Raw genomic sequence first — 21,523 nt, forward strand, 5'->3', positions numbered from 1 at the left:
CACCGCAGCACCCGCACCGCAGCACCCGCAACCGGCTCGACGGCGCGCCGGCTCCCACCGAAGGAGCGCGCCATGACCAGCACCGACGCACCGCTCGACCCCGGCACCGGACCGGCGCCACAGGTGCCGGCCGCACGAGCACCCGCCGTCCCCGGTCCGGCCACCGGGCCGCTGGACGCCCGACGCGCACGCCTGGCCGTCGGCGCCGTCTACGCCGCGCAGGGGTTCGGGTACGCCACGGTCGTCACCGCGCTGCCGGCGCTCAAGGACCGTCAGGGCATCGACGACACCCAGGTGTCGCTGCTGGTGCTCCTGGTCTGCCTGGCGGCGGCCGGCGGATCCGTGCTCGCCGAACGGCTCGCGACCCGCCGGGGCAGCCGCACGGCGGTCGGCCTCGGCCTGGCCGCGCAGGCCGTGGCCGTGCTGCTCGTCGCCGCCAGCGCCGCACCGGCCGTGCTCGTCGGCGGGTTCGCGGTGTACGGCGTGGGGCTGGGCATGGTGGACGCGGCCGCCGGGATCCAGGGCGTGCTCGTGCAGCACCGGCTCGGGCGGCCTGTCATGTCCTCGTTCTTCGCCAGCTACACGGCCGCGGCGATCCTCGCGGCCCTGGCGATGTCGGCGCTCGCGGGCGGCACCTCGGCGGCCGCGTGGGCACTCGCCGCGGCGGGCGTCGTGCTCGCCGGGGTGTCGATCGGGGCGCGAGGCTCCCTGGTCGCACCGGCCCCCGACGAGCCGGAGGTGCTCGGCGGTGACGCCGCCGGTGCGCCGCGCACGCCGTTGCCGCGCCGGGGCATCTGGGTGTTCGGCGGGGTCGTGCTCGTCGCGTTCGTGGCCGACTCGGCGGTCAGCACCTGGAGCTCGATCTACCTGGACGACGTGCTGCTCTCGTCGGCGGCCGTGGTGCCGCTCGGGTACGCGGCCTACCAGGCGGCGATCCTGGTCACGCGGCTGGTCGGCGACCGCTGGGTGCACCGCTCCGGGCGGGTGCGTGTCGCGGTCGTGGCCACGGTGGTCGGCGCGGTCGGGTTCCTGCCCGTTGCGCTGGTGCCCGCGCCGGTGGCCGCGATCGCCGGGTTCGCGCTGGTGGGTGTGGGCGTGGGTGCGTTGGTGCCGCTCGCGTTCTCGGCCGCCGGTGAGCTGGCCCCGGACCGGGTCGACGAGGTCGTCGCCCGCGTCAACCTGTTCAACTACGCGGGAGCGGTGCTCGGTGCTGTCGTCGTGGGGCTGGTCTCGGACGGCACCGGGCTGGCCGTGGCCTTCCTGCTGCCGTTCGTGCTGCTGGTCCCCGTGCTCGGGCACGCGCGCCGATTCGCACCCGGTGCGATGCCGGGCACTGGCACTGGCCCCGGCAGTGCCAGTGGCGCCGGTGCAGGCACTGGTGCACAGGCCCCGGCCTTGTCAGGCGAGCTCGTCGAGTAGCCGGGCGACCAGCGCCGGCAGCGCCTGCTCGATGGGTTCACGCACGATCTCCTCGGCCAACCGGTCGTATGGCGTGGGGTCGGCGTTGACGACCACGAGCCGTGCACCGTGCTCGACCGCGAGCGCGGCCAGGCTGGCCACGGGTTGCACGGTGAGCGTGGTGCCCACGGCGATGAGCACGTCGGCGTCGGTGACGGCGGCGACGGCCCTCTCGACCGCGCGGTCGTCGAGCCGTTCGCCGAAGTAGACGACGTCGGGCTTGAGCACGCCGCCGCAGGGGCAGTGCGGGTCGGGGTCGTGCGGCAGCCGGGTGAGCACCTCGGCGGTGGGGAGCCGGGTGCCGCAGCGCTGGCAGGACGTGGTGGCGAGCGTGCCGTGCAGCTCGACGACGCGGTCGGCGGCGGACCCCGCACGCTGGTGCAGGCCGTCGAAGTTCTGGGTGAGGACCGCGCCGAGCGCCCCTGCCTCCTCGAGCGCGACGAGCGCGTGGTGCGCCGGGCCGGGCTGCGCGTGCCACACGGGGCTGTCGGCCCACGCGGCCCACCCGCGCCGGCGGACGTCGGCATCGGCCATGTACGGGCGGATCTCGAGCAGTGCGGCCTGCTCGGGGTGCAGCGTCCACGTGCCCTGCGGTCCGCGGAAGTCCGGGATGCCGGAGCCGGTGGAGATGCCTGCGCCGGTCAGCGCGGTGACGGTCAGGGACGGGTGGTCGTGGTGCGGCACGGGATCAGTGTGCGACCGCCCGCACGTGCGGACGCAACGCGGTGAGCGCGCGGTCGACGTCGTCCGCGTCGTTCCACACGTGGAATGCCAGGCGCACACCGCCGCCGCGGCCCGCGACCCGGCACCCGGCGGCCTCCAGCGCGCACCGCGCGGTGCCCGACTCGTCGTCGGGCAGGGAGACGATCGCGCTGCCGCGCGGGGCCAGGTCGAGGCCGGTCAGCAGGCGGTCGGCGAGGTCCACGTCGTGCCGACGCACGGCCTCGACGTCCGTGGCGGCGAAGGTTTCCAGCGCGGGCACGGCACCGGACCATGCGGGCCACGCGGGGGACACGTCCAGGCGGCGCGCGTCGTCGGCGAGCCGCATGTGCGGGCCGTAGGCCGACCCCCAGATGTCGTGCCCGGCGTACCAGCCGGCGTGCAGCGGCCGCAGGCGGGCCAGCGCCGTGGGGCGCACGGTGAGGAACGCCACGCCGCGTGGTGCGGTGAGCCACTTGTAGGCCGAGCAGACGGTGATGTCGAACGCGGAGGCGTCGACGGGCAGCCACCCGGCCGACTGCGTGAGGTCGCACACGGTGAGGGCGCCGACGCGTGCCGCAGCCTCGCCGATCGCGGCGGCGTCGGCGATCCGGCCGTCGCGTGACTGCGCGAGCGAGTACGCCACGGCGGCCGTCCCGGGGCGGATCGCGTCGGCGAGCTCCTCGACAGGCACGTGCCGGACGGTGACGCCGCGGTCGGCGTGCGCCAGGAACGGGAAGACGACGGACGTGAAGTCGCCGTGCGGCACGACGACCTCGGCGCCGTCCGGCAGGGCGGCCGCGACCAGGCCGACGAGCACGGAGGCCTGCGACCCGATGGCCACGTCGGAGGCGTCGACGCCGACCAGGCGGGCGAACGCGGCCCGGGAGCGGACGACGTCCTGGTCGCACCGGGCCAGGTCGAGCTCGCCGCGCTGCCAGGCGTCGACGTGGTCGCGCAGGGCCCGGACGGTGGCTCGCATCGGCAGGCCGGCGGTGGCCGCGTCGAGGTGCCCGCGCGTGGGTGTGAACCGTCCGTGCAGGTCGGCGGGGGTCAGGAGCGGCGCAGCGGTCGGCATCTCTCGATCGTGCCGCGGCATCAGGCATCACACAACGACAGAGATCTGAGGCTCAGCATCACTGCGCGTGATGGCTGGCTATGGTGGGCTCATGGTCGACCCCGCCCCGGAGAGCTTCACCGCGCCGGCAGAACGGCTCGACGTCGGTGCGTTGCGCATGCTGCGCGCCATCGCCGACGCAGGCACCGTCACCGGTGCGGCGGCCCGGCTCGGGCTCAGCCAGCCCGCGGTGTCCCAGCACGTGCGCCGGCTCGAACGTCGGCTCGGCACCGCACTGCTGGACCGCAGCGGCCGCAGCGTGCGCCTCACCGAGGCCGGTGCGGTGCTCGCCCGGCACGGGGCGACCGTCACGGCCGCGCTGCGGGCCGCCGAGGCCGAGGTCGCCTCGCTGACCGGTCTGCGCTCGGGGCGGGTGCGGCTCGTCGCGTTCCCGTCCGCCGCCGCGACCCTCGTCCCGCAGGCCCTCGCGGCGCTGCGCCGGGAGCAGCCCGGACTCACCGTCGCCCTCGACGAGGCCGAGCCGCCGCAGTCGCTCGCCCTGCTGCGCACCGGCGGGTGCGACCTGGCCCTCACGTTCGAGTACCCCGGCGTGGACCGTGACCCCACTCAGGACGACCGCGCCGGGCTGGTCAGCACACCCCTGCTCGACGACCCCACGTACGTCGCGCTGCCCGCCGCACACCCCGCAGCCAGCGCCGCGTCCCTCGACCTCGCCGACCTGGCGGGCGAACCGTGGATCGCCGGCTGTCCCCGCTGCCGCGGGCACCTGCTCGCCGACGCCGCCGGTCGCGGGTTCACGCCCACCGTCGAGCACGCCACCGACCACTACATGGCCGTCCTCGCCCTCGTCGCCTCCGGCCTCGGTGTCGCCCTGCTGCCCGGCCTGGTGCGCCCCACCGCGGACCGTGACCCCGGGGTGGTGCTGCGTCCCGCCGTCGGCCTGACCGGGCGCACCGTGCACGCCGTGACGACCCCCGACCTGCTGCGCGTCCCGGCCGTCGCCGCGACTCTGCACGCCCTGGTGGCAGCCGCCCACGACTGAGCGCACCTGCAGGCCGGGCGTGACGGACGGCACGCCATGCGGAGAAACGGACATATCAGGCTCAGTGGCTGCTCAGGTGGCTCATGGTCCCGGGCGGTCCCACGTGGCCGTCCGCAGGCTGGGGTGTCCTCTGCCGGCCATGCCGACCGACAGCACCACCACCCAGAGGAGCCTCCGTGCGCCACCCCGTCCTCATCACCGTGCTCGCCGTCCCCAGCCTGCTGGGCCTGCTCGCCGGCTGCTCGTCCGCCGACGAGCCCGCCGCGACCGCCGCCGCCAGCCCCACCGCGTCCGAGTCCGCCGACTCGACGGCGCTCGAGCCGGCTGAGTTCGGCTACACCGGCGAGGAAGGCCCGACGCACTGGGCCGAGCTCAGCCCGGGGTACGTCGAGTGCGCCGACGCCACCGCGCAGTCGCCCATCGACCTCACCGGTGCGACCGGGACGACCCTGACCGACCCGGTGTTCGCGTACACCGCCGGCCCCGTCGAGCTCACCAACACCGGCCACTCCGTGCAGCTCGCCCCGCAGAAGGGCTCCACGCTCACCCTCGACGGCCACCGCTCCGAGCTGGCGCAGATCCACCTGCACGAACCGTCCGAGCACACCGTGGACGGCGTCCTGGCCGCCGGTGAGCTGCACCTGGTGCACAAGGACGCCGATGGGAAGATCACCGTCGTGGCGGTGCTGCTGACCACCGGCGCCGAGAACCCCGCACTCGCGCCGTACCTGTCCGCGCTGCCGGCCGAGGTCGACGGCACCGCCACGCTCGACACCTTCGACATCGCCGCGCTGCTGCCTGCGTCCCGCGCCTCGTACCGCTACACCGGCTCCCTGACCACGCCGCCGTGCACCGAGGGCGTGCAGTGGGTCGTCCTGCAGCAGCCCGTCCAGGTGTCCGCCGCGCAGCTGGCGGCCTTCCGCGACGTCATCGTGAAGAACAACCGCCCGGTGCAGCCCGTCGGCGACCGGGCGCTGGTCCTCGACGGCGCCGACAGCTGAGCGGTCGCCCCGCCGCGCCGGACCGAGTGTGCCGGCGCGACGGTGGGCGCATGCCTCAGGTCGTGAGGCGTGCGACGTGCAGGGCGAGGTAGGACAGCTCGTCCTCGGTGAGGGCGGCATCCAGGCGCAGCTCGACGAGGGAGCCCAGCAGGTCGGCGCACCGCGAGGCCTCGGGGTAGTTCTCGCGGATCGCCGTCCCGACGGCGGAGTGCCGCTGGTCGGACAGCTGGCGGCGCTGGTGGATGCGCACGAACAGGTAGCGCAGGTGGGTGATGAACCGGCCGACGTTGACGCTGCCCCCGTCGAGCTCACGGCCGAACTGCTGGCTGATGACGTCGAGGAACTGCTGGATCAGGCCGGTCATCTTGTAGCTGTAGGACAGGTCGCCGGCCGAGAAGCCGGCGTTCACCAGGTGCAGGGTCAGGCCGACGGCCTCCGAGGCCGGCAGCGGGACCTCGACCCGTGCGTTGATCTGCTCGACGAGGGCCTGCCCCTGCGCGTACTCCTGCGCGTACAGGTGCGTGACCTCCGCCAGCAGCGGGTACTCCACGACCTGCCCGGACGCGGCCCGGGCGAGAGCGGACCCGACGTGGTCGGTCATGGCGATGACGACCGCCGGGTTGGCCGCGAGGTGGGCCAACCCGGCGTCGACGAGCGCCTGACCGACGATCTGCACGTGCTCCGTGGGCAGCCCCGCCAGCTGTGCGGCCGTCCGGTCCGGGTCGTGGTCGTCGACCGGACGGAAGGTGCGCGCGACCTTGGTGGGGTCGATGGGCTCCCCGGGTCGGGTCTGGTAGCCCAGGCCCCAGCCGGTGAGGATCACCTCGGTGCCGTCGTCCTCACGGGCGAGGACGACGTTGTTGTTGAAGACGCGCAGGATGTTCATCGGGGTGGCCGCTCGGTACGTGGACGGTCAGGACCTGGTGGACCGGGTCCTCAGGGGACCACGTCGACGACGACGTCACCCGGGACCACCGGCCCGGCGGGTCGCGGCGTCACCTCGGTCAGCGACAGGGTGTTGATGACCGTCACCAGCGCGGTCGCGTCGTACCCGGCGGCACGCACTGCCGCGACGTCGACCGTGCCGAGCACCTGACCGACGGTGACACGGTCGTCCTTGGCGACCACGGCGGTGAAGCCGTCGCCGGCCATGTTCACGGTGTCGATGCCGATGTGCACGAGCACCTCGACCGCGTCGTCCGTCTTGATGCCGTACGCGTGGCGGCTGTCCGGCAGCGTGACCAGCGTGCCGCTGACCGGGGCGACGATCTCGAGCACGGCCGCGTCGTCGGCCGGTGCGACGCCGACCCCGTCACCGAGCGCCTTGGAGGAGAACACCGGGTCCTGCACCTCGGCGAGCGGCACGAGCGTGCCGGCCAGGGGGGCGAGCACAGCGGCAGTCGGTGCGGACTCCACGGCAGCGGCGGGAGCGGCGGTGCCGGTCGTGGACGCCTCGAGCGCGAGGTCGGCCTCGGCCTGCAGGCGGGCCTCGGCGGCCTCGGCCTTCTGCTCGGGCGTGCGGTAGTCGGAGAGGATGACGAGCGTCATCGAGACCGCGAACGCCGCGGCGACGGCGATGGCGTACAGCGGCATCGGCTCGAACACCGGGATGGTCAGCACCGAGGTGAAGGCGAAGACGGTGGTGTTGACCCCGCCGAAGATGCCGATGATCAGACCACCGGTGAGGCAGCCGACGAGCATGCGCGGGTAGATCCGCTTGAAGCGCAGGTGGATGCCGTACAGCGACGGCTCGGAGATCCCGCCGAGCAGACCCGCCGCGAGCGCCCCGGTCGCGGTCTGCCGCATCTGCACGTCCTTGTCACGCCAGGACAGGACGAGCACGCCGGCGGTGGCACCGAAGCACGCGAAGTTCCACGCGCCCATGGGGCCCTGGATGAAGTCGTACCCGAGGGTGCCGATGTTCATGAGCATCAGAGCGTTGAGCGGCCAGTGCAGACCCAGCGGGACCAGGAAGGGGTACAGCAGGGGGATGAGGATGGCGAACGCGATGGGGGCGTTGCCGTTGAGCCACGCCAGGCCGCTGCCCAGGCCGGAGCCGAGCCAGATGCCCAGGGGGCCGATGAGGAACGCGGTCACCGGGATCATGATGACCATCGAGAAGAACGGCACGAAGACCATCTGGATGTTCTCGGGGAAGATCCGCTTGAGCAGCTTGTAGACCACCGCGAGCACCGCGACCATGATCAGCGGCACGAACACCTGGCCGCCGTAGTCGTTGAGCTGCAGCGGCACCCCGAAGATGTCCGCGACGCACGACTGGGTGCCCAGCGTGGCGTTGGTCGAGCACACCGTGCTGGTGACGACCGTCGGGTCCGACAGGCTCATGAAGTTCGGCGTCAGGAGCGCACCCATGACGGTGGCGCCGACCCACGCGTCGACCCCGAGCTTCTTGGCGGCGTTGTACGCGACCATGATCGGCAGGAAGTAGAAGACCGCGCGCCACATCGCGTCGACGAACACCCAGCCTGCGGACTTGTCGGCGGCACGGAAGTCGACCACCCCGAGCGCGTCGAGCACCGCGGTGAACGCGATGATCAGCGAGGCGCCGAGCAGCACACCCAGCAGCGGGCGGAACGAGTCGGACAGGTACTCGAAGAACGCGTCGAGCCAGGCGACCTTGCCGCGGGCCTTCGAGCGCGCGGCCGCCTTGACGTCGGCGTCGGACTGCCCGCTCCCGACACCCTTCATCGAGGGCAGGTTGATCATCTGGGTGTACACGGACTGCACGGCGCCACCCACGACGACCTGGTAGCGGTCGCCGGACTGCGGCACCGCGCCCATCACGCCAGGCACCTTCTCGATGGCCGGGCGGTCGACGACCGATGCGTCCTTCAGCTCGAAGCGCAGGCGGGTCGCGCAGTGGGTGAGGCTGAGGACGTTCGCGGGGCCGCCGATGGCGGCCACGATCTCCTCTGCTCGGTCACGCGTCGTTGCGGACGTCATGCTGAGTCTCCTTCTCGGCGGGGTCGCCGGCGTCTGGGCACAAAAAAAGGCCTGAGGCGCATGACTGCGTCTCAGGCCTTGCCCCACATCGGTGGCGGGTTACAACCCTGTCAGTGAGCTCTCGCTCGGCCGCCACGGTAGCACCCGGGTGAGGTTCGGTGTCCCGGACCTACGTCACGGCGACGGGGTCTGCCGCCGCGCCCGGTGCAGCCCGTCGGCGACCGCGTGCCGGTCCCCGCCCGTCGCCGCGCAGCCCCCGTCGCCGGCTCCTACGCTCGGGACACGACGGGTGGGTGAACCCGCACGTCCCGACCGCCCCGGGAGCCTGACGATGACGTCCCCCAGCACCCCCGCCACCGCGCGCGCCCTGCAGGACGCAGCCGAGCACCTGCCGTTCCACGACACGGCCGACTGGGAGGACGCCCGGCGCGGGTTCGTCGCCCGCAGCACCGACCGGCAGGTCCGGGCAGCCGACGGGCGCGTCGTGTGGGACCTCGACGCGTACGCCTTCCTCGAGGCGGACGCCCCGCCGACCGCCCACCCGAGCCTGTGGCGGCAGAGTCGACTCACCGCGATCGACGGGCTGTTCGAGGTCGTCCCCGGCGTGTACCAGCTGCGCGGCTTCGACCTGTCGGTGATGAGCGTGCTGGAGACCGACGGCGGTGTCGTCGTCGTCGATCCGCTCATCAGCCGGGAGACCGCCGCGGCGGCGTGGGCCCTCTACTGCGAGCACCGAGGTGAGCGACCGATCCGTGCCGTCATCTACACGCACTCGCACATCGACCACTTCGGCGGGGTGAAGGGCGTGATCTCGCAGGACGACGTCGACGCCGGTCGCACGGAGGTCGTCGCCCCCGCCGGGTTCATGGAGCACGCCGTCTCCGAGAACGTGTTCGCCGGCACCGCCATGGGCCGCCGTGCCGGCTACATGTACGGCGCCGCCGTCGAACGCGGCCCGGCAGGGCAGATCGGCGCCGGGCTCGGGCAGACGACGTCCACCGGTGAACCCACCCTCATCGTCCCGACGGTGCACGTGACCCACACCGGCCAGGAGCTCACCGTCGACGGGCTCCGGATGGTCTTCCAGATCACCCCCGGCACCGAGGCGCCGGCCGAGATGAACTTCTACCTGCCCGAGCAGCACGCGCTGTGCACCGCCGAGAACGCGACGCACACCCTGCACAACATCCTGACCCTGCGCGGTGCCCTGGTCCGTGACGCGCACGCCTGGGCGCACTACCTCACCGAGACCGTGGCGCTGTGGGGCGACGACCTCGACGTCGTCCTCGCCTCCCACCACTGGCCCACCTGGGGGCGCGAGCGTGCCGTCGAGTACCTGAACACGCAACGCGACCTGTACCTGTACCTGCACGACCAGACCGTCCGCCTGATCAACCAGGGGTACGTCGGCTCCGAGATCGCCGAGATGCTCACCCTGCCCGCGGCCCTGGAGAACGCCTGGCACGCCCGCGGGTACTACGGCTCCGTCAGCCACAACGTGAAAGCCATCTACCAGCGGTACATGGGCTGGTACGAGGGCAACCCCGCACGCCTGTGGCAGCACCCGCCCGAGCAGGCCGGTCGACGCTACGTCGAGGCGATGGGCGGCGCCGACGCGGCCGTCGCCGTCGCGCAGCGCGCCTTCGACGACGGCGACTACCGCTGGGCCGCCCAGGTGCTCGACCACGTGCTGTTCTCCGGCGCCGACCACCCCGGTGCGCGCGCCCTGCAGGCCGACACCCTCGAACAGCTCGGCTACGCCACCGAGAACGGCACCTGGCGGTCCGCCTACCTGGCCGGCGCCACCGAGCTGCGCCACGGCGCCTTCGGCACGCCGGCCAACCCCAACGCACCCGACCTGCTGCGCGCCCTGACCGTCACCCAGCTGTTCGACAGCCTCGCCGTGCGCATCGACGGCCCCGCCAGCGCCGACGCGCACCTGCGCCTGTGCTGGATCGTCACCGGCGACGACACCTACCTGACCGAGCTGCGCAACGGCGCCCTGCACCACCTCACCGTGCCCGCACCCACGCCCGGGGTCACGACCTTCCGGCTCACCCGCCCCGTGCTCATCGACCTGATGACCGGAGCCGTCACCCTGGCCGACGCGCTCGCGGACGGGACCGCCACCGTGGACGGCGATCCGGGCGAGCTCGGGACGCTCGTGGGGTACCTGGCGGCCACCGACCCGGGGTTCGCCATCGTCACACCGTGAGCGTGGTGGACCTGGCCGCCGCCGACGCCGTGGGGTCGCGCGGCCTCAGCGCCGCCCGAGGTCGATCGCCGCGAGGCGCACGAGCGCGGGGGTTGCGGCGATCGCCGCGTGGCGGTCCGTCTCGCTGAGCTCGTCGAGGAACTGACCGAGCACCGCGGTCCACGCGCCGTCGATGCGCTGCCGGTCGGTCGTCGCCTGGGCGGTGGGTCGCAGCAGCGTGCGGCGTCCGTCGGCGGGGTCGGTCCGCCGTTCCATGAGGCCCTTGGTGACCAGGTGCTGCACGGTGGTGCTGACGTTGGAGCTCTGCAGGCCGAGCTCGCGGGCGACGGCGGTCACGGTGGTGCCCGGGTGGTCGATGACGTGCGCGAGGACCTCCAGCTCGGACATCGGCAGCAGGTCCAGGCCCAGGCGTCGTTCGCCGAGGCGGCGCAGGCGGAGCACGACGGCGTGCACGGCCGCGGCGAAGGCGGCCTCGTCGGTGGTGGCCGTGGCGGCCGGGGTGTCGGGGTCCATCGGGTCATCGTATCGATCCAGAGATAGATATGATCTAATACCGATTGAGCGCCGTCGCTCCCGCACCCCACACCTCTCGAAGGACCACCTGTGCCCAGCTCCGCCTCGCCCGTGCTCGAGCACGCCGCGACCCCCGACGCCCCGCACGCGATGCCTGGCGCGGCTGCCGTCCGCACCGGCGGCAGCGCCGCCCTGATCGGCACGCTCGCCCTGCTCACCGCGATCGCGCCGCTGGCGACCGACCTCGCCCTGCCGGCCTTCCCCGCCACCGCGACCGACCTGGGCGTCTCCGCCTCGGCGGTCCAGCTCACGCTGACGGCGTTCATGATCGGCCTGGCCCTCGGCCAGCTGGTCATCGGCCCGCTGTCCGACCAGTGGGGCCGTCGTCGTCCGCTGGTGGTCGGTGCCGTGGTGTGCGTGCTGGCCAGTGCCGCGTGCGCGCTCGCGCCGAGCGTCGGGCTGCTGATCGGGGCCCGCTTCGTGCAGGGGTTCGCCGGGGCCGCAGGGGTGGTGCTCGCCCGGGCCGTCGTCACCGACGTCGCCTCCGGGGAGCGGGCCGCCAAGGTGTTCAACGGCCTGATGATCATCCAGGGCGTCGTGCCCGTCCTGGCCCCGCTGCTCGGTGGGGCGCTGGCCCCCAGCATCGGATGGCGTGGCGTGTACTGGGTCGTCACCGCGGTGAGTGCGGTGATGGCGCTGGCCGCCGTGGCCGTCGTGCGGGAGAGCCTGCCCCCTGCCGAGCGGCGCCGTGGCGGTCTGGCCGGGCTGGGGCGTGAGATGGCCGAGATCCTGCGCAACCGGGCCTACGTGGGCAGCACCGTCGCGGTCGTCTTCTGCTTCGGTGCGATGTTCGCCTACATCTCCGCCTCGCCGTTCGTGCTGCAGACCATGCTCGGGCTGTCCACGGGCGCCTATTCGGTGGTCTTCGCGGTCAACTCCGTCGGGATCATGGCCTCCAGCATCGCGAGCACCAAGCTGGTCGAGACCGTCGGTCCGAAGCGGCTCGTCATCGTCGGCGCCATCACGATGACCTCCGCCAGTGCTCTGCTGGTCGTCGACACCGTCCTGCTGGGCACCCCGCTGTGGCCCACGCTCGTCCTGCTGTTCGTCGCTGTGGCGTCCCTCGGCCTGGTCGCCGGCAACGCGACGGGACTCGCCCTGGCCGAGGTGCCCCACGCTGCCGGGGCCGGATCGGCCGTGCTCGGTGCCTCCCAGTTCGCCGTCGCCGCCCTGGCCGCGCCGCTGGTCGGTGTCGCGGGGGAGCGCAGCGCCATCCCGATGGCCGTGGTGATGCTGGTCAGCACCCTGGTCATGCTCGGCGGGGTGCTGCTCACGCGGCGGGCGTCCTCGGCCCGCACCGCGCCGGAGGTCGGCCTACCCTGACCAGGGTGAGCACCCTCGAACCCCGCCGCGGCCGGGTCGTCATGCCCGTGCGCTGGTCCGACGTCGACCTGTTCGGCCACGTGAACAACGCCGCGTTCCTGCGGTACCTGGACGACGCGCGGTTCACGCTGTTCCCCCGCATGGGGGTCGACGAGGACGGCGCCATGACGGCTTCGCTGCTCGTGGTCGTCAAGCACGAGATCGACTACGTGACGCCGCTGACGTTCCGCCCCGTGCCGTTCGCCGTCGAGGTGTGGGTGCCGCGCATCGGCCGCTCGTCGGTCGACTTCGCCTACGAGATCCTCGACGAGTCCGGCGAGACGACGTACCTGTGCGCCCGCTCGCGCATGGTGCAGCTGGACCGTGCGACGCACGCGCCGCGGCCGTTCACCGACGACGAGCGTGCGGTGTTCGAGCGGTTCTCCGGCGAGGAGCCCGCCCTGCACCGGTGGTGAGCAGGGCCCGTGGGCGGGCGGGTGCTACTCGGTCAGCAGGCTCACCGTGACCACGTCCGGGGTGGGCGCCCCGCCGTGCGCGGCCACCCGCACGCGCCGGGGACCCGCCGGGCGGGGCAGCGCGTCGAGCGGGACGTCGAGCGTGCGCAGCACCGCAGCACCCCCCACGTCGGCCAGCACGTCCAGGTGGGCGACCACCGCACCGTCGACGTCCACGCTCGCCGCGCCGGAGGTGCCGGTGCCCGCCCGGTACGTCACCCGCAGCACGGCGGACCGCGCGTCGGGGTCACGCAGCTTGTACGAGAACCAGCCGCGCGCGGTCCGCCAGTGCACGCCCTGCTCGGTCCCCGTCCACGTCTCGTCCCCGAGCAGGTCGTGCTCGACTTCCGGCTGCTGCTGCCCGCAGCCGACGTGGTCGACCGTGCGCGTGGCCAGCACCAGGGCGGCCTCGTCGGCGGCCTGCAGGGCGGCACGGCGACGCGCCACAGCCTGCGGGTCGGCGGCCGCCGTCGGGAAGTAGAGCGTGTACCGCGCGTCGTGCAGGGCGTGGAACGGTTCCAGGATCACCGGCCGGTCCGCGGCACCGCCGAGCGTGAAGTGCATGGGCGCGCCCGGCACCGCGGTCAGCGCCGCGGCCAGGTCCTCGTCCCGGTCGGCGGCGAGCACCGGTGCGTCCCCGAGCGGGTGCAGGGGGCCGGCAGCGATGTGACCCATCCGGGAGTCGTCGGCGTGCAGGCCGACCAGGTCGTCGGAGCCGCCGCGGGCCACCAGCACCACGGGTCCGAACCGCAGCGCCGCCCAGTCGGAGCCGTCGGGCAGCCGGTCGACGGCGGCGCGGGCCGGAAGTCGGTAGGTCAGGCGGTCCCCGTCCGACCAGGTGCGCGTCACCGCGAGGGAGTGCTCGCCCGCCACGACGCGCATGCCGTCGAGAGCCACGTCGACCTCCACGCCGTCGGCGCCGCGCACCTGCAGCCCGAGGTCGGCGCCGTCCGCGAGCCAGCCCGGGCGGCGCACGTGCACCGTGAACGCCTGCGGCGCGCCCAGGTGCAGGGTCAGCGCAACCTCGGACGGACCGGACACGTCGGGGTACGACGAGGTCAGCTCGACGATCGCCTCGCGCTCGGCCCAGTCCACGCGGACCGGCACGGGCAGCAGCACGTGCAGGTCGCCGCCGTCGTGCGTCAGCGCCAGCTCGCCCAGCCGCGCGTAGTTCTCCAGACCGGTGCCCACGCAGCACCAGAACCCCTGGTCCACCTGCGAGTACACCCGGTAGTGGCCGGGCCGCGCCGACGTGAAGTACACGAAGCCGCCGTCGGGGTGCTGCGCGGACAGCACGTGGTTCACGGTCGCCCGCTCGTAGAACTCGAGGAGCTCGGGGCGCGGGTCGGCCAGGAACAGGTGCCGTGTCAGCTCCAGCATGTTCGAGGTGTTGCAGCTCTCCGGCCCCTCGCGGTGGGTCACGGCCGAGGAGTAGTCGTCGCGCGGGTGGAAGTGCTCGGAGACCGAGTCGCCGCCGAACGCCAGGCTGCGGTGCTCGACGACCGCGTCCCAGAACGTGCGCGCCGCACCCGCCCACGCCACGTCGCCGGTCAGCTCGGCGACCCGCTGGTAGCCGACGACCTTCGCGATCTGCGTGTTGGCGTGCATGCCGGTCAGCTCGTCGCGCCCGGCCAGCAGCGGGTCGAGCACGGCCCGGTCGGCGAACCGGCGGGCCATGGTCAGGTGCTCCTCGCGACCGGTCAGGGCGGCCAGGTCGGCGAACGCCTCGCACATGCCGCCGAACTCGGTGCGCAGCATGGCCTCGAACGCCACGTCGTCGAGCCCGGCCGAGGTGGTCAGCCACCAGTCGCCGAGCCGGACCACGGCGTCCAGCGCACGCCCGGCCAGCGGGGCGGGGCAGGACCGGGCGGCGTCGATCAGGCCCGCGAACGTCTTGTGCAGGTTGTACCAGGGCACCCAGGCGCCGTTGAGGCCGAACGAGTCGCCGCTGACCTGACCGCGGCCGATGCGTTCCCACAGCTCGACGCCGTGCGGGATGCCGCCGACGTACCCGGTGCCCAGGGCGTCCTGGCAGGTGCGCAGGCCGTCGACCATCGCGGTGGCGAACGTCAGCGCCCGCTCGTCGCCCGTGGCCGCCCACAGCAGCGCGGCGGCCGACAGTGCGTGCCCACCCGTGTGCCCGTCGAGGCCCTGGGACTCCCAGTTGGGGTACGGCTCGGCGAGTGCCGGCAACCCCGCCTCGCGACGGTACGGGGCCAGCAGGCGGTCCGGCTCGAGGGCCAGCAGGTAGGCCAGGTCGGTGCGCTGCGCGTCGAGGAACGGGCTGTCGAGCAGGCGGACGGCGGACAACGGGAACTGGTGCATGAGGGCCTCAGGAGGTCGCGCGACGGTGCGTGTGAGCGTTCACATGGACGGCGTGCACCATCAAACCACGGTGCACCGCCGGTGCGGCAGGGCCTTCCGGTCGCCGACGGCCCGACCACCCCGACCGTGCCCCGCGCCGTCGATCCCGCTGACGCGACCGACCGGTCGGGTGCTCGGCGTCACGCCTGCGGCGAACACGGGCAGTTGAGTGCACCCCCCGCCGTTAGCATCGAACAACGCCGCCTCGTCGGTGCACCCGGGAGGTTCCCGGAGGCCCGGCGAGCACGCCGCTCGTGAGGAGTGCACATGTTCGAGAGATTCACCGACCGAGCCCGCCGCGTGGTCGTCCTCGCCCAGGAAGAGGCGCGGATGCTCAACCACAACTACATCGGCACCGAGCACATCCTCCTGGGCCTGATCCACGAGGGTGAGGGTGTCGCGGCCAAGGCGCTGGAGTCCCTCGGCATCTCCCTGGACGCCGTGCGCGCCCAGGTGCAGGAGATCATCGGCGAGGGCCAGCAGGCGCCGAGCGGGCACATCCCGTTCACGCCGCGCGCCAAGAAGGTCCTCGAGCTGTCGCTGCGCGAGGCGCTGCAGCTCGGCCACAACTACATCGGCACCGAGCACATCCTGCTCGGCCTCATCCGCGAGGGCGAGGGCGTCGCCGCCCAGGTGCTGAACAAGCTCGGCGCCGACCTGAACCGCGTGCGCCAGCAGGTCATCCAGCTGCTCTCGGGCTACCAGGGCAAGGAGCCCGTGGCCGCCGGTGGCCCCGCCGAGGGTCAGCCCTCCGGCTCGGCCGTGCTCGACCAGTTCGGTCGCAACCTCACGCAGGCCGCCCGCGACGGCAAGCTCGACCCGGTCATCGGGCGCGAGAAGGAGATCGAGCGGGTCATGCAGGTGCTGTCCCGCCGCACCAAGAACAACCCGGTCCTCATCGGCGAGCCCGGCGTCGGCAAGACCGCCGTCGTCGAGGGCCTCGCGCAGGACATCGTGCGCGGCGACGTGCCCGAGACGCTCAAGGACAAGCAGCTCTACACGCTCGACCTCGGCGCGCTCGTGGCCGGTTCGCGCTACCGCGGTGACTTCGAGGAGCGCCTGAAGAAGGTCCTCAAGGAGATCCGCACGCGCGGCGACATCATCTTGTTCATCGACGAGATCCACACGCTCGTCGGTGCCGGTGCCGCCGAGGGCGCGATCGACGCCGCCAGCATCCTCAAGCCGATGCTGGCCCGCGGCGAGCTGCAGACCATCGGTGCCACCACGCTCGACGAGTACCGCAAGTACGTCGAGAAGGACCCGGCCCTGGAGCGCCGCTTCCAGCCGATCCAGGTCGCCGAGCCGAACCTGCAGCACGCGATCGAGATCCTCAAGGGTCTGCGCGACCGGTACGAGGCGCACCACCGGGTGTCCATCACGGACGCCGCGCTGGTGGCCGCCGCGACGCTGGCCGACCGGTACGTCAACGACCGCTACCTGCCCGACAAGGCGATCGACCTGGTCGACGAGGCCGGTGCGCGCCTGCGCATCCGCCGCATGACGGCCCCGCCGGAGCTGCGCGAGCTGGACGAGGAGATCGCCAACACGCGCCGTGACAAGGAGTCGGCGATCGACGAGCAGGACTTCGAGAAGGCCGCTCGCCTGCGTGACGCCGAGAAGCAGCTCGGCCTCAAGCGCCAGGAGAAGGAGAAGGCCTGGAAGTCCGGCGACCTCGACGCCGTCGCGGAGGTCGACGAGGAGCTCATCGCCGAGGTGCTGGCCAACGCCACGGGCATCCCGGTGTTCAAGCTCACCGAGGAGGAGTCCAGCCGCCTGCTCCACATGGAGGAGAACCTGCACAAGCGGGTCGTCGGCCAGGACGCCGCCATCAAGGCGCTCTCGCAGGCGATCCGTCGCACGCGGGCCGGTCTGAAGGACCCGAAGCGTCCCGGTGGGTCGTTCATCTTCGCCGGCCCCACGGGTGTCGGGAAGACCGAGCTGGCCAAGGCGCTCGCCGAGTTCCTGTTCGGGGACGAGGACGCGCTGATCCAGCTCGACATGTCGGAGTTCTCCGAGAAGCACACCGTGTCGCGGCTGTTCGGCTCGCCCCCCGGCTACGTCGGGTACGACGAGGGCGGTCAGCTCACCGAGAAGGTGCGCCGCCGTCCGTTCTCCGTCGTGCTGTTCGACGAGGTCGAGAAGGCGCACGCGGACATCTTCAACTCGCTGCTGCAGATCCTCGAGGACGGTCGCCTGACCGACTCGCAGGGCCGGGTGGTCGACTTCAAGAACACCGTCATCATCATGACCACGAACCTCGGCACGCGGGACATCGCCAAGGGCGTCATGACCGGCTTCCAGGCCGGCGGCGACCTGTCGACGTCGTACGAGCGCATGAAGGCCAAGGTCAACGACGAGCTCAAGACGCACTTCCGTCCGGAGTTCCTCAACCGCGTCGACGACGTGGTCGTGTTCCCGCAGCTGTCGCAGCCGGAGATCTTCCAGATCGTCGACCTGATGATCGCCAAGCTCGACAAGCGCCTGCGCGACAAGGACATGGGCATCGAGGTCACCGAGGCGGCCAAGAAGCTCCTGTCGGAGAAGGGCTACGACCCGGTCCTGGGCGCCCGGCCGCTGCGCCGTGCGATCCAGCGGGACATCGAGGACGCGCTGTCCGAGAAGATCCTGTTCGGCGAGCTCAAGGCCGGCCAGAAGGTCATCGTGGATGCGCAGGGCGAGGGGCTGCTCGGCGAGTTCATCTTCCGCGGCGTCCCCAAGGGCGAGCACGCGGCCGAGCCGGTCGCCGTCGGCGCCCCGGTCGGCACGGCAGGTTCCGGCACGGATGTGCCGGCCGCACCGCCCGCCGCGACCCGTGGCGACAGCGGCACGGGGCTCTCGCCCGCCTGACGCCTCTGGGCCCCTGCACGACCGACGACGCCCCGGTTCCCTCGGAGGGACCGGGGCGTCGTCGCGCCCGGGCCCGGCTCTCCGAACAGGAGGTGAGGGCCTGGTGAAGGCCGAGGTCGGGCGGCGAACCGGCACCCTCCCGCTGTTACCCTTTCGTGACATTTCGGACATCCGCCCCCCTGAGGGGTGACCGGGATGTGCGTCCGCACCACCCGCCCGACGGGTGGCGGGCGTGGTACCGCCGCGGGTCCGCCCGCGGCACCGTCGGGGGGGCGAGAGGAACGACCATGCGCAGAACCATCCGAGGAGCGGCCCTGGCCGTGGGGGCACTGGCCCTGCTGGCCGGACCAGGTGCCGTGGCACCCGCCCAGGCGACCGGACCCGACGTGCTGCCGATCACGGTGGCCAACCAGACCGGGCTGGGGGACGCAGTCCACCTCTACGTGCTCGGCACCGACCTGGCCAGCGGGAAGCTGGGCTGGGTCGACGGCTCCGGCGCGTTCCACACGTGGCCCGCCGGCAGCAACCCGCCGTCACCGGCACCGGACGTCTCGATCAACGGCACCGCGACCGGCGGCAGCACCACCGTGAAGGTGCCGCGCGGGTTCTCCGGGCGGATCTACTTCTCGTTCGGTGACACCCTGCCGTTCTCGCTCACGCCCGACGGGCTCGTGCAGCCCGCACCGTGGGCGTCCGGCGACCCCACGGCCGACATCCTGTTCGACTGGAGCGAGCTGACCTACAACGACGCCGGGCTCTGGATCAACAGCTCGCAGGTCGACATGTTCGCCGTGCCGCACGCCGTCTCCGTCACCGGGTCCGACGGCCGCACCTCGTCCACAGGGCAGATGGTCGATGGCGGCCGTGACCAGGTCGTCGCGGCGCTGCAGGCCGACCCGGCGTGGGCCTCGACGGTCGTCACCCGGGACGACGGCACCGTGCTGCGCGTGCTCGCCCCGGGCAAGGCGGCCGGCGCGGGCCTGCTCGACACCCGGTACCTCGACCCGGCGATCGCCACGGCATGGACCGCGTACACGACCCGCACCCTCACCGTCTCACCGTTCAAGGACCAGCCGTCCGTCACCTACACGGGCCGCACCTCGGGCGGGAAGCTGCGGTTCACGGACACCCGCGGGACCGAGGTGGCCGCGTTCTCCACGCCGTCGTCGGCCGACGTGTGGGGCTGTGACGGTGCGCTCGCCGCACCGAACGACCAGGTGGTCGGGCCGATCGCCCGGACCCTGTGTGCCGCGCTGAACCGCGGCACGCTCGGCACCAGCACGGTCGAGCCGGTGACCGACGGCAGCCAGTTCTACCGGTCGTCACCGGTCAACCTGTACGCGAAGGCCGTGCACGCCGCGATGGTCGACGGCCGCGCCTACGCGTTCGCGTTCGACGACGTCGGCGCGTTCGAGTCGCTCGTGCACTCGGGCGACCCGACCTCGGCCCGCATCGACCTGTCACCGCTGACCGGTGCCACCGGAGGCGGCGACGCCGGTGCCGGTGCGGGCGACGCAGGCACCGGCGACGGGGGGACCGGCGACGACGGCACGGTCGACGACGGCGCGGCGAGCGGCACCGGCAAGGTCGCTGTGATCAGCGCATGGAACGGCAAGTGCCTGGACGTGCCGGCGTGGAACTTCGGCGACGGCGTGCGGGTGCAGCTGTGGGACTGCGCCGGCAGCAGCAACCAGCAGTGGCAGATGGTCGACGGCACGATCCGCACGCAGAACGGGCAGTGCCTGGACGTCGCGTGGGGCCCGTTCGGTGACGGTGCACCCGTGCAGATCGCGAACTGCTCGGGCAACCCGGCGCAGGAGTGGGTGCTGACGGACGCCGGTGACCTGGTCAACCCGCAGGCCGGCCGGTGCCTGGACGTCACGGACTGGAACGGCGCGAACGGTGCGCTGCTGCAGATCTGGTCGTGCGCCGGGACGGCCAACCAGAAGTGGGCCACGGCGGCCGCCTGATCGGCCCGCCGACCGACGGGGCCTGTCCTGCTGACGCAGGGCGGGCCCCGCGCGCGTGTCAGCCGACCTCGAGGGTCGTCCACCAGCCGTGGGGGCCGGGCAGCGAGGAGGCGGTGACCTCCTGCTCGCCGTCGGTGCCCCCCGCGTCCGGTGCGGGGTGCGTCTGCAGGGCCGCACCGGTGCGCACGTGCTCGAGCCGGATGCGCGACCCGGCCAGCCACGGGCCGTCGCCGTCGACCACCACCCGCCAGTCGTCGTTGCGGTCGCGGTCCGCGAACGTCGTGACCTCCTGCTGGTGGGTGGTCGGGGAGGGGACGCCACGGTGGCTGTGCAGGTGCCGGTCGGTGCCCTGCAGACGCAGCCGCACCACGTCACCGCTGGTCACCGCGTCGGTGACGTCCGTCCGTTCCCGGCGGTCGTGGCGCGGCTGCACCTGCCAGCGGGTGCCGTCGACGGAGTCGTCGGCGGTGACCCGGTGCTGGCCGGACGTCCCCGCGTGCCGGTAGCGGTCCTCGGCGCCGTGCAGCACGCGCCCGGTCCACGCGTGCACGAGCACCAGGTGGTCGCCGAGGCGGATCGGTCGTGCGGGGTCCGCCGGGTCGCGGGTCAGGGCGGGCGGCTCGTGCCGCACGTAGTCGTGCACGAAGAAGCCCCGCCACACGCGCCCGTTCGAGGCGACCCAGCCGGCCCGGTCGTCGTGGCCGACCAGGGTGACCTCGCGTCCGGGGGAGTTCGGGTCGTGCACGAGGATCGTGGTGCGACCCGCCACGATGTCGTACTCGTAGCCGTAGGCGACGACCTGGTGGTTCTGGGCGACGCTGCGCAGGTCCCGGGCGACGACGAGGCCGAGGATCACCGGCACCCCGGCGCGCAGCAGGGAGGCCAGGCGGGGCAGCTCGTCCTGCTCGGTGCGGCGGGTGATGCCGGGCAGCACCCAGGTCGGCCCGTCGCCCTGCAGCGACCAGGTGAGGAACTTCAGGGCGGAACCGACCAGGAACGAGTCGAGCTGCCGGTCCCGGATCGCCACGGACAACCAGTGCTCGTCGGGCGGCACCCGCGACGGAGCCCACAGCGAGGGTCCCCACCGGGGCGCCGGCAGCCCGGCGTGGAAGTGGTCGAGGGCGAGCGCGGCCATGCCGCCGCACCGACCCGCCGTGCTGATCGTGGACCCGCCGGGCAAGGTCACCAGGGTGTCGACGAACGCGTTCGGGAACGCGAAGCCGTGCACCTCCGGCTCGAAACCGACCCGGTGCAGACCGGGCGCCAGCTGCAGGGGCATCGCGGTGTCCCTCCTCGGTGGGGACGGAGTCCTCCGAGGTGTTCGTACACCCGCCGGCGGGCGTCGGCCACCGCTGGCCCCGTCCGCGCGCGCGGCGTGCGTGGCGTCGATAGTCTGCGCGCGTCGGCGAATCCCCACGTCAGGCCGCCGCCCGGCAGCGGTCTGCGCTCCCTGGAAGAGGCGAGCATGGCGGCAGAGGCAGTGGAGCGACCTTCT

15 protein-coding genes are annotated in these 21,523 nt (G+C 73.0%); 8 read left to right on the top strand and 7 right to left on the bottom strand.

The features are described from left to right. The first annotated feature begins 72 nt into the window (after nucleotides 1–72). The gene (locus ACTHAM_RS16645; RefSeq protein ID WP_440689502.1) at nucleotides 73–1,419 is read left to right on the top strand and encodes an MFS transporter; all 1,347 of its coding nucleotides are present in this window, start codon (nucleotides 73–75) and stop codon (nucleotides 1,417–1,419) included. Here ACTHAM_RS16645 and ACTHAM_RS16650 read toward each other — a convergent pair. Beyond that, complete coding sequence (locus ACTHAM_RS16650) at nucleotides 1,399–2,142, bottom strand: SIR2 family NAD-dependent protein deacylase (RefSeq protein ID WP_440689504.1); 744 nt, start codon at nucleotides 2,140–2,142, stop codon at nucleotides 1,399–1,401. The genes ACTHAM_RS16645 and ACTHAM_RS16650 overlap by 21 nt on opposite strands. Before the next feature lie 4 nt (nucleotides 2,143–2,146). Then, nucleotides 2,147–3,235: an aminotransferase class V-fold PLP-dependent enzyme gene (locus ACTHAM_RS16655; RefSeq protein WP_440689506.1), complete on the bottom strand. Its 1,089-nt coding sequence runs from the start codon at nucleotides 3,233–3,235 to the stop codon at nucleotides 2,147–2,149. Nucleotides 3,236–3,326: 91 nt separating this feature from the next. On the opposite strand from ACTHAM_RS16655, the gene ACTHAM_RS16660 reads away from it, so the two are divergent. Then, nucleotides 3,327–4,277, top strand: coding sequence for a LysR family transcriptional regulator (locus ACTHAM_RS16660; RefSeq protein WP_440689508.1), 951 nt, complete (start codon nucleotides 3,327–3,329; stop codon nucleotides 4,275–4,277). Nucleotides 4,278–4,453: 176 nt separating this feature from the next. Further along, nucleotides 4,454–5,278, top strand: coding sequence for a carbonic anhydrase (locus ACTHAM_RS16665; RefSeq protein WP_440689510.1), 825 nt, complete (start codon nucleotides 4,454–4,456; stop codon nucleotides 5,276–5,278). 55 nt (nucleotides 5,279–5,333) lie between these two features. Here the strand turns inward: ACTHAM_RS16665 and ACTHAM_RS16670 are convergent, their stop codons facing one another. Together ACTHAM_RS16670 and ACTHAM_RS16675 are read right to left on the bottom strand one after the other, a co-directional pair. Beyond that, the gene (locus ACTHAM_RS16670; RefSeq protein WP_440689512.1) at nucleotides 5,334–6,164 is read right to left on the bottom strand and encodes a PRD domain-containing protein; all 831 of its coding nucleotides are present in this window, start codon (nucleotides 6,162–6,164) and stop codon (nucleotides 5,334–5,336) included. Nucleotides 6,165–6,214: 50 nt separating this feature from the next. Next, entirely contained in the window at nucleotides 6,215–8,242 is a 2,028-nt protein-coding gene (locus tag ACTHAM_RS16675) for a glucose PTS transporter subunit IIA (RefSeq protein WP_440689514.1), read from the bottom strand. A gap of 331 nt (nucleotides 8,243–8,573) precedes the next feature. Here ACTHAM_RS16675 and ACTHAM_RS16680 point away from each other — a divergent pair, with 331 nt between their 5' ends. Beyond that, complete coding sequence (locus ACTHAM_RS16680; RefSeq protein ID WP_440689516.1) at nucleotides 8,574–10,457, top strand: alkyl/aryl-sulfatase; 1,884 nt, start codon at nucleotides 8,574–8,576, stop codon at nucleotides 10,455–10,457. A 45-nt stretch (nucleotides 10,458–10,502) separates the two neighbouring features. Here ACTHAM_RS16680 and ACTHAM_RS16685 read toward each other — a convergent pair whose 3' ends face one another. Continuing rightward, complete coding sequence (locus ACTHAM_RS16685) at nucleotides 10,503–10,970, bottom strand: MarR family winged helix-turn-helix transcriptional regulator (RefSeq protein WP_440689518.1); 468 nt, start codon at nucleotides 10,968–10,970, stop codon at nucleotides 10,503–10,505. Nucleotides 10,971–11,060: 90 nt separating this feature from the next. On the opposite strand from ACTHAM_RS16685, the gene ACTHAM_RS16690 reads away from it, so the two are divergent. Both ACTHAM_RS16690 and ACTHAM_RS16695 read left to right on the top strand, forming a co-directional pair. Next, nucleotides 11,061–12,353 carry a multidrug effflux MFS transporter gene (locus tag ACTHAM_RS16690; protein ID WP_440689520.1) on the top strand — a complete coding sequence of 431 codons (1,293 nt, stop codon included), beginning with the start codon at nucleotides 11,061–11,063 and terminating at the stop codon, nucleotides 12,351–12,353. A 5-nt stretch (nucleotides 12,354–12,358) separates the two neighbouring features. After that, entirely contained in the window at nucleotides 12,359–12,808 is a 450-nt protein-coding gene (locus ACTHAM_RS16695; RefSeq protein ID WP_440689522.1) for an acyl-CoA thioesterase, read from the top strand. 24 nt (nucleotides 12,809–12,832) lie between these two features. Here ACTHAM_RS16695 and ACTHAM_RS16700 read toward each other — a convergent pair whose 3' ends face one another. Beyond that, complete coding sequence (locus ACTHAM_RS16700; RefSeq protein ID WP_440689524.1) at nucleotides 12,833–15,172, bottom strand: beta-L-arabinofuranosidase domain-containing protein; 2,340 nt, start codon at nucleotides 15,170–15,172, stop codon at nucleotides 12,833–12,835. 306 nt (nucleotides 15,173–15,478) lie between these two features. On the opposite strand from ACTHAM_RS16700, the gene ACTHAM_RS16705 reads away from it, so the two are divergent. Both ACTHAM_RS16705 and ACTHAM_RS16710 read left to right on the top strand, forming a co-directional pair. After that, nucleotides 15,479–18,058 carry an ATP-dependent Clp protease ATP-binding subunit gene (locus tag ACTHAM_RS16705; RefSeq protein WP_440689526.1) on the top strand — a complete coding sequence of 860 codons (2,580 nt, stop codon included), beginning with the start codon at nucleotides 15,479–15,481 and terminating at the stop codon, nucleotides 18,056–18,058. Nucleotides 18,059–18,345: 287 nt separating this feature from the next. After that, nucleotides 18,346–20,028: a beta-1,3-glucanase family protein gene (locus ACTHAM_RS16710; RefSeq protein WP_440689528.1), complete on the top strand. Its 1,683-nt coding sequence runs from the start codon at nucleotides 18,346–18,348 to the stop codon at nucleotides 20,026–20,028. Nucleotides 20,029–20,086: 58 nt separating this feature from the next. Here ACTHAM_RS16710 and ACTHAM_RS16715 read toward each other — a convergent pair whose 3' ends face one another. After that, nucleotides 20,087–21,307 carry a hypothetical protein gene (locus ACTHAM_RS16715; protein ID WP_440689530.1) on the bottom strand — a complete coding sequence of 407 codons (1,221 nt, stop codon included), beginning with the start codon at nucleotides 21,305–21,307 and terminating at the stop codon, nucleotides 20,087–20,089. Between the last annotated feature and the right edge of the window lie 216 nt (nucleotides 21,308–21,523).

The organism is Cellulomonas soli (genome assembly GCF_052036975.1).
GTDB classification, from domain to species: domain Bacteria; phylum Actinomycetota; class Actinomycetes; order Actinomycetales; family Cellulomonadaceae; genus Cellulomonas; species Cellulomonas soli_A.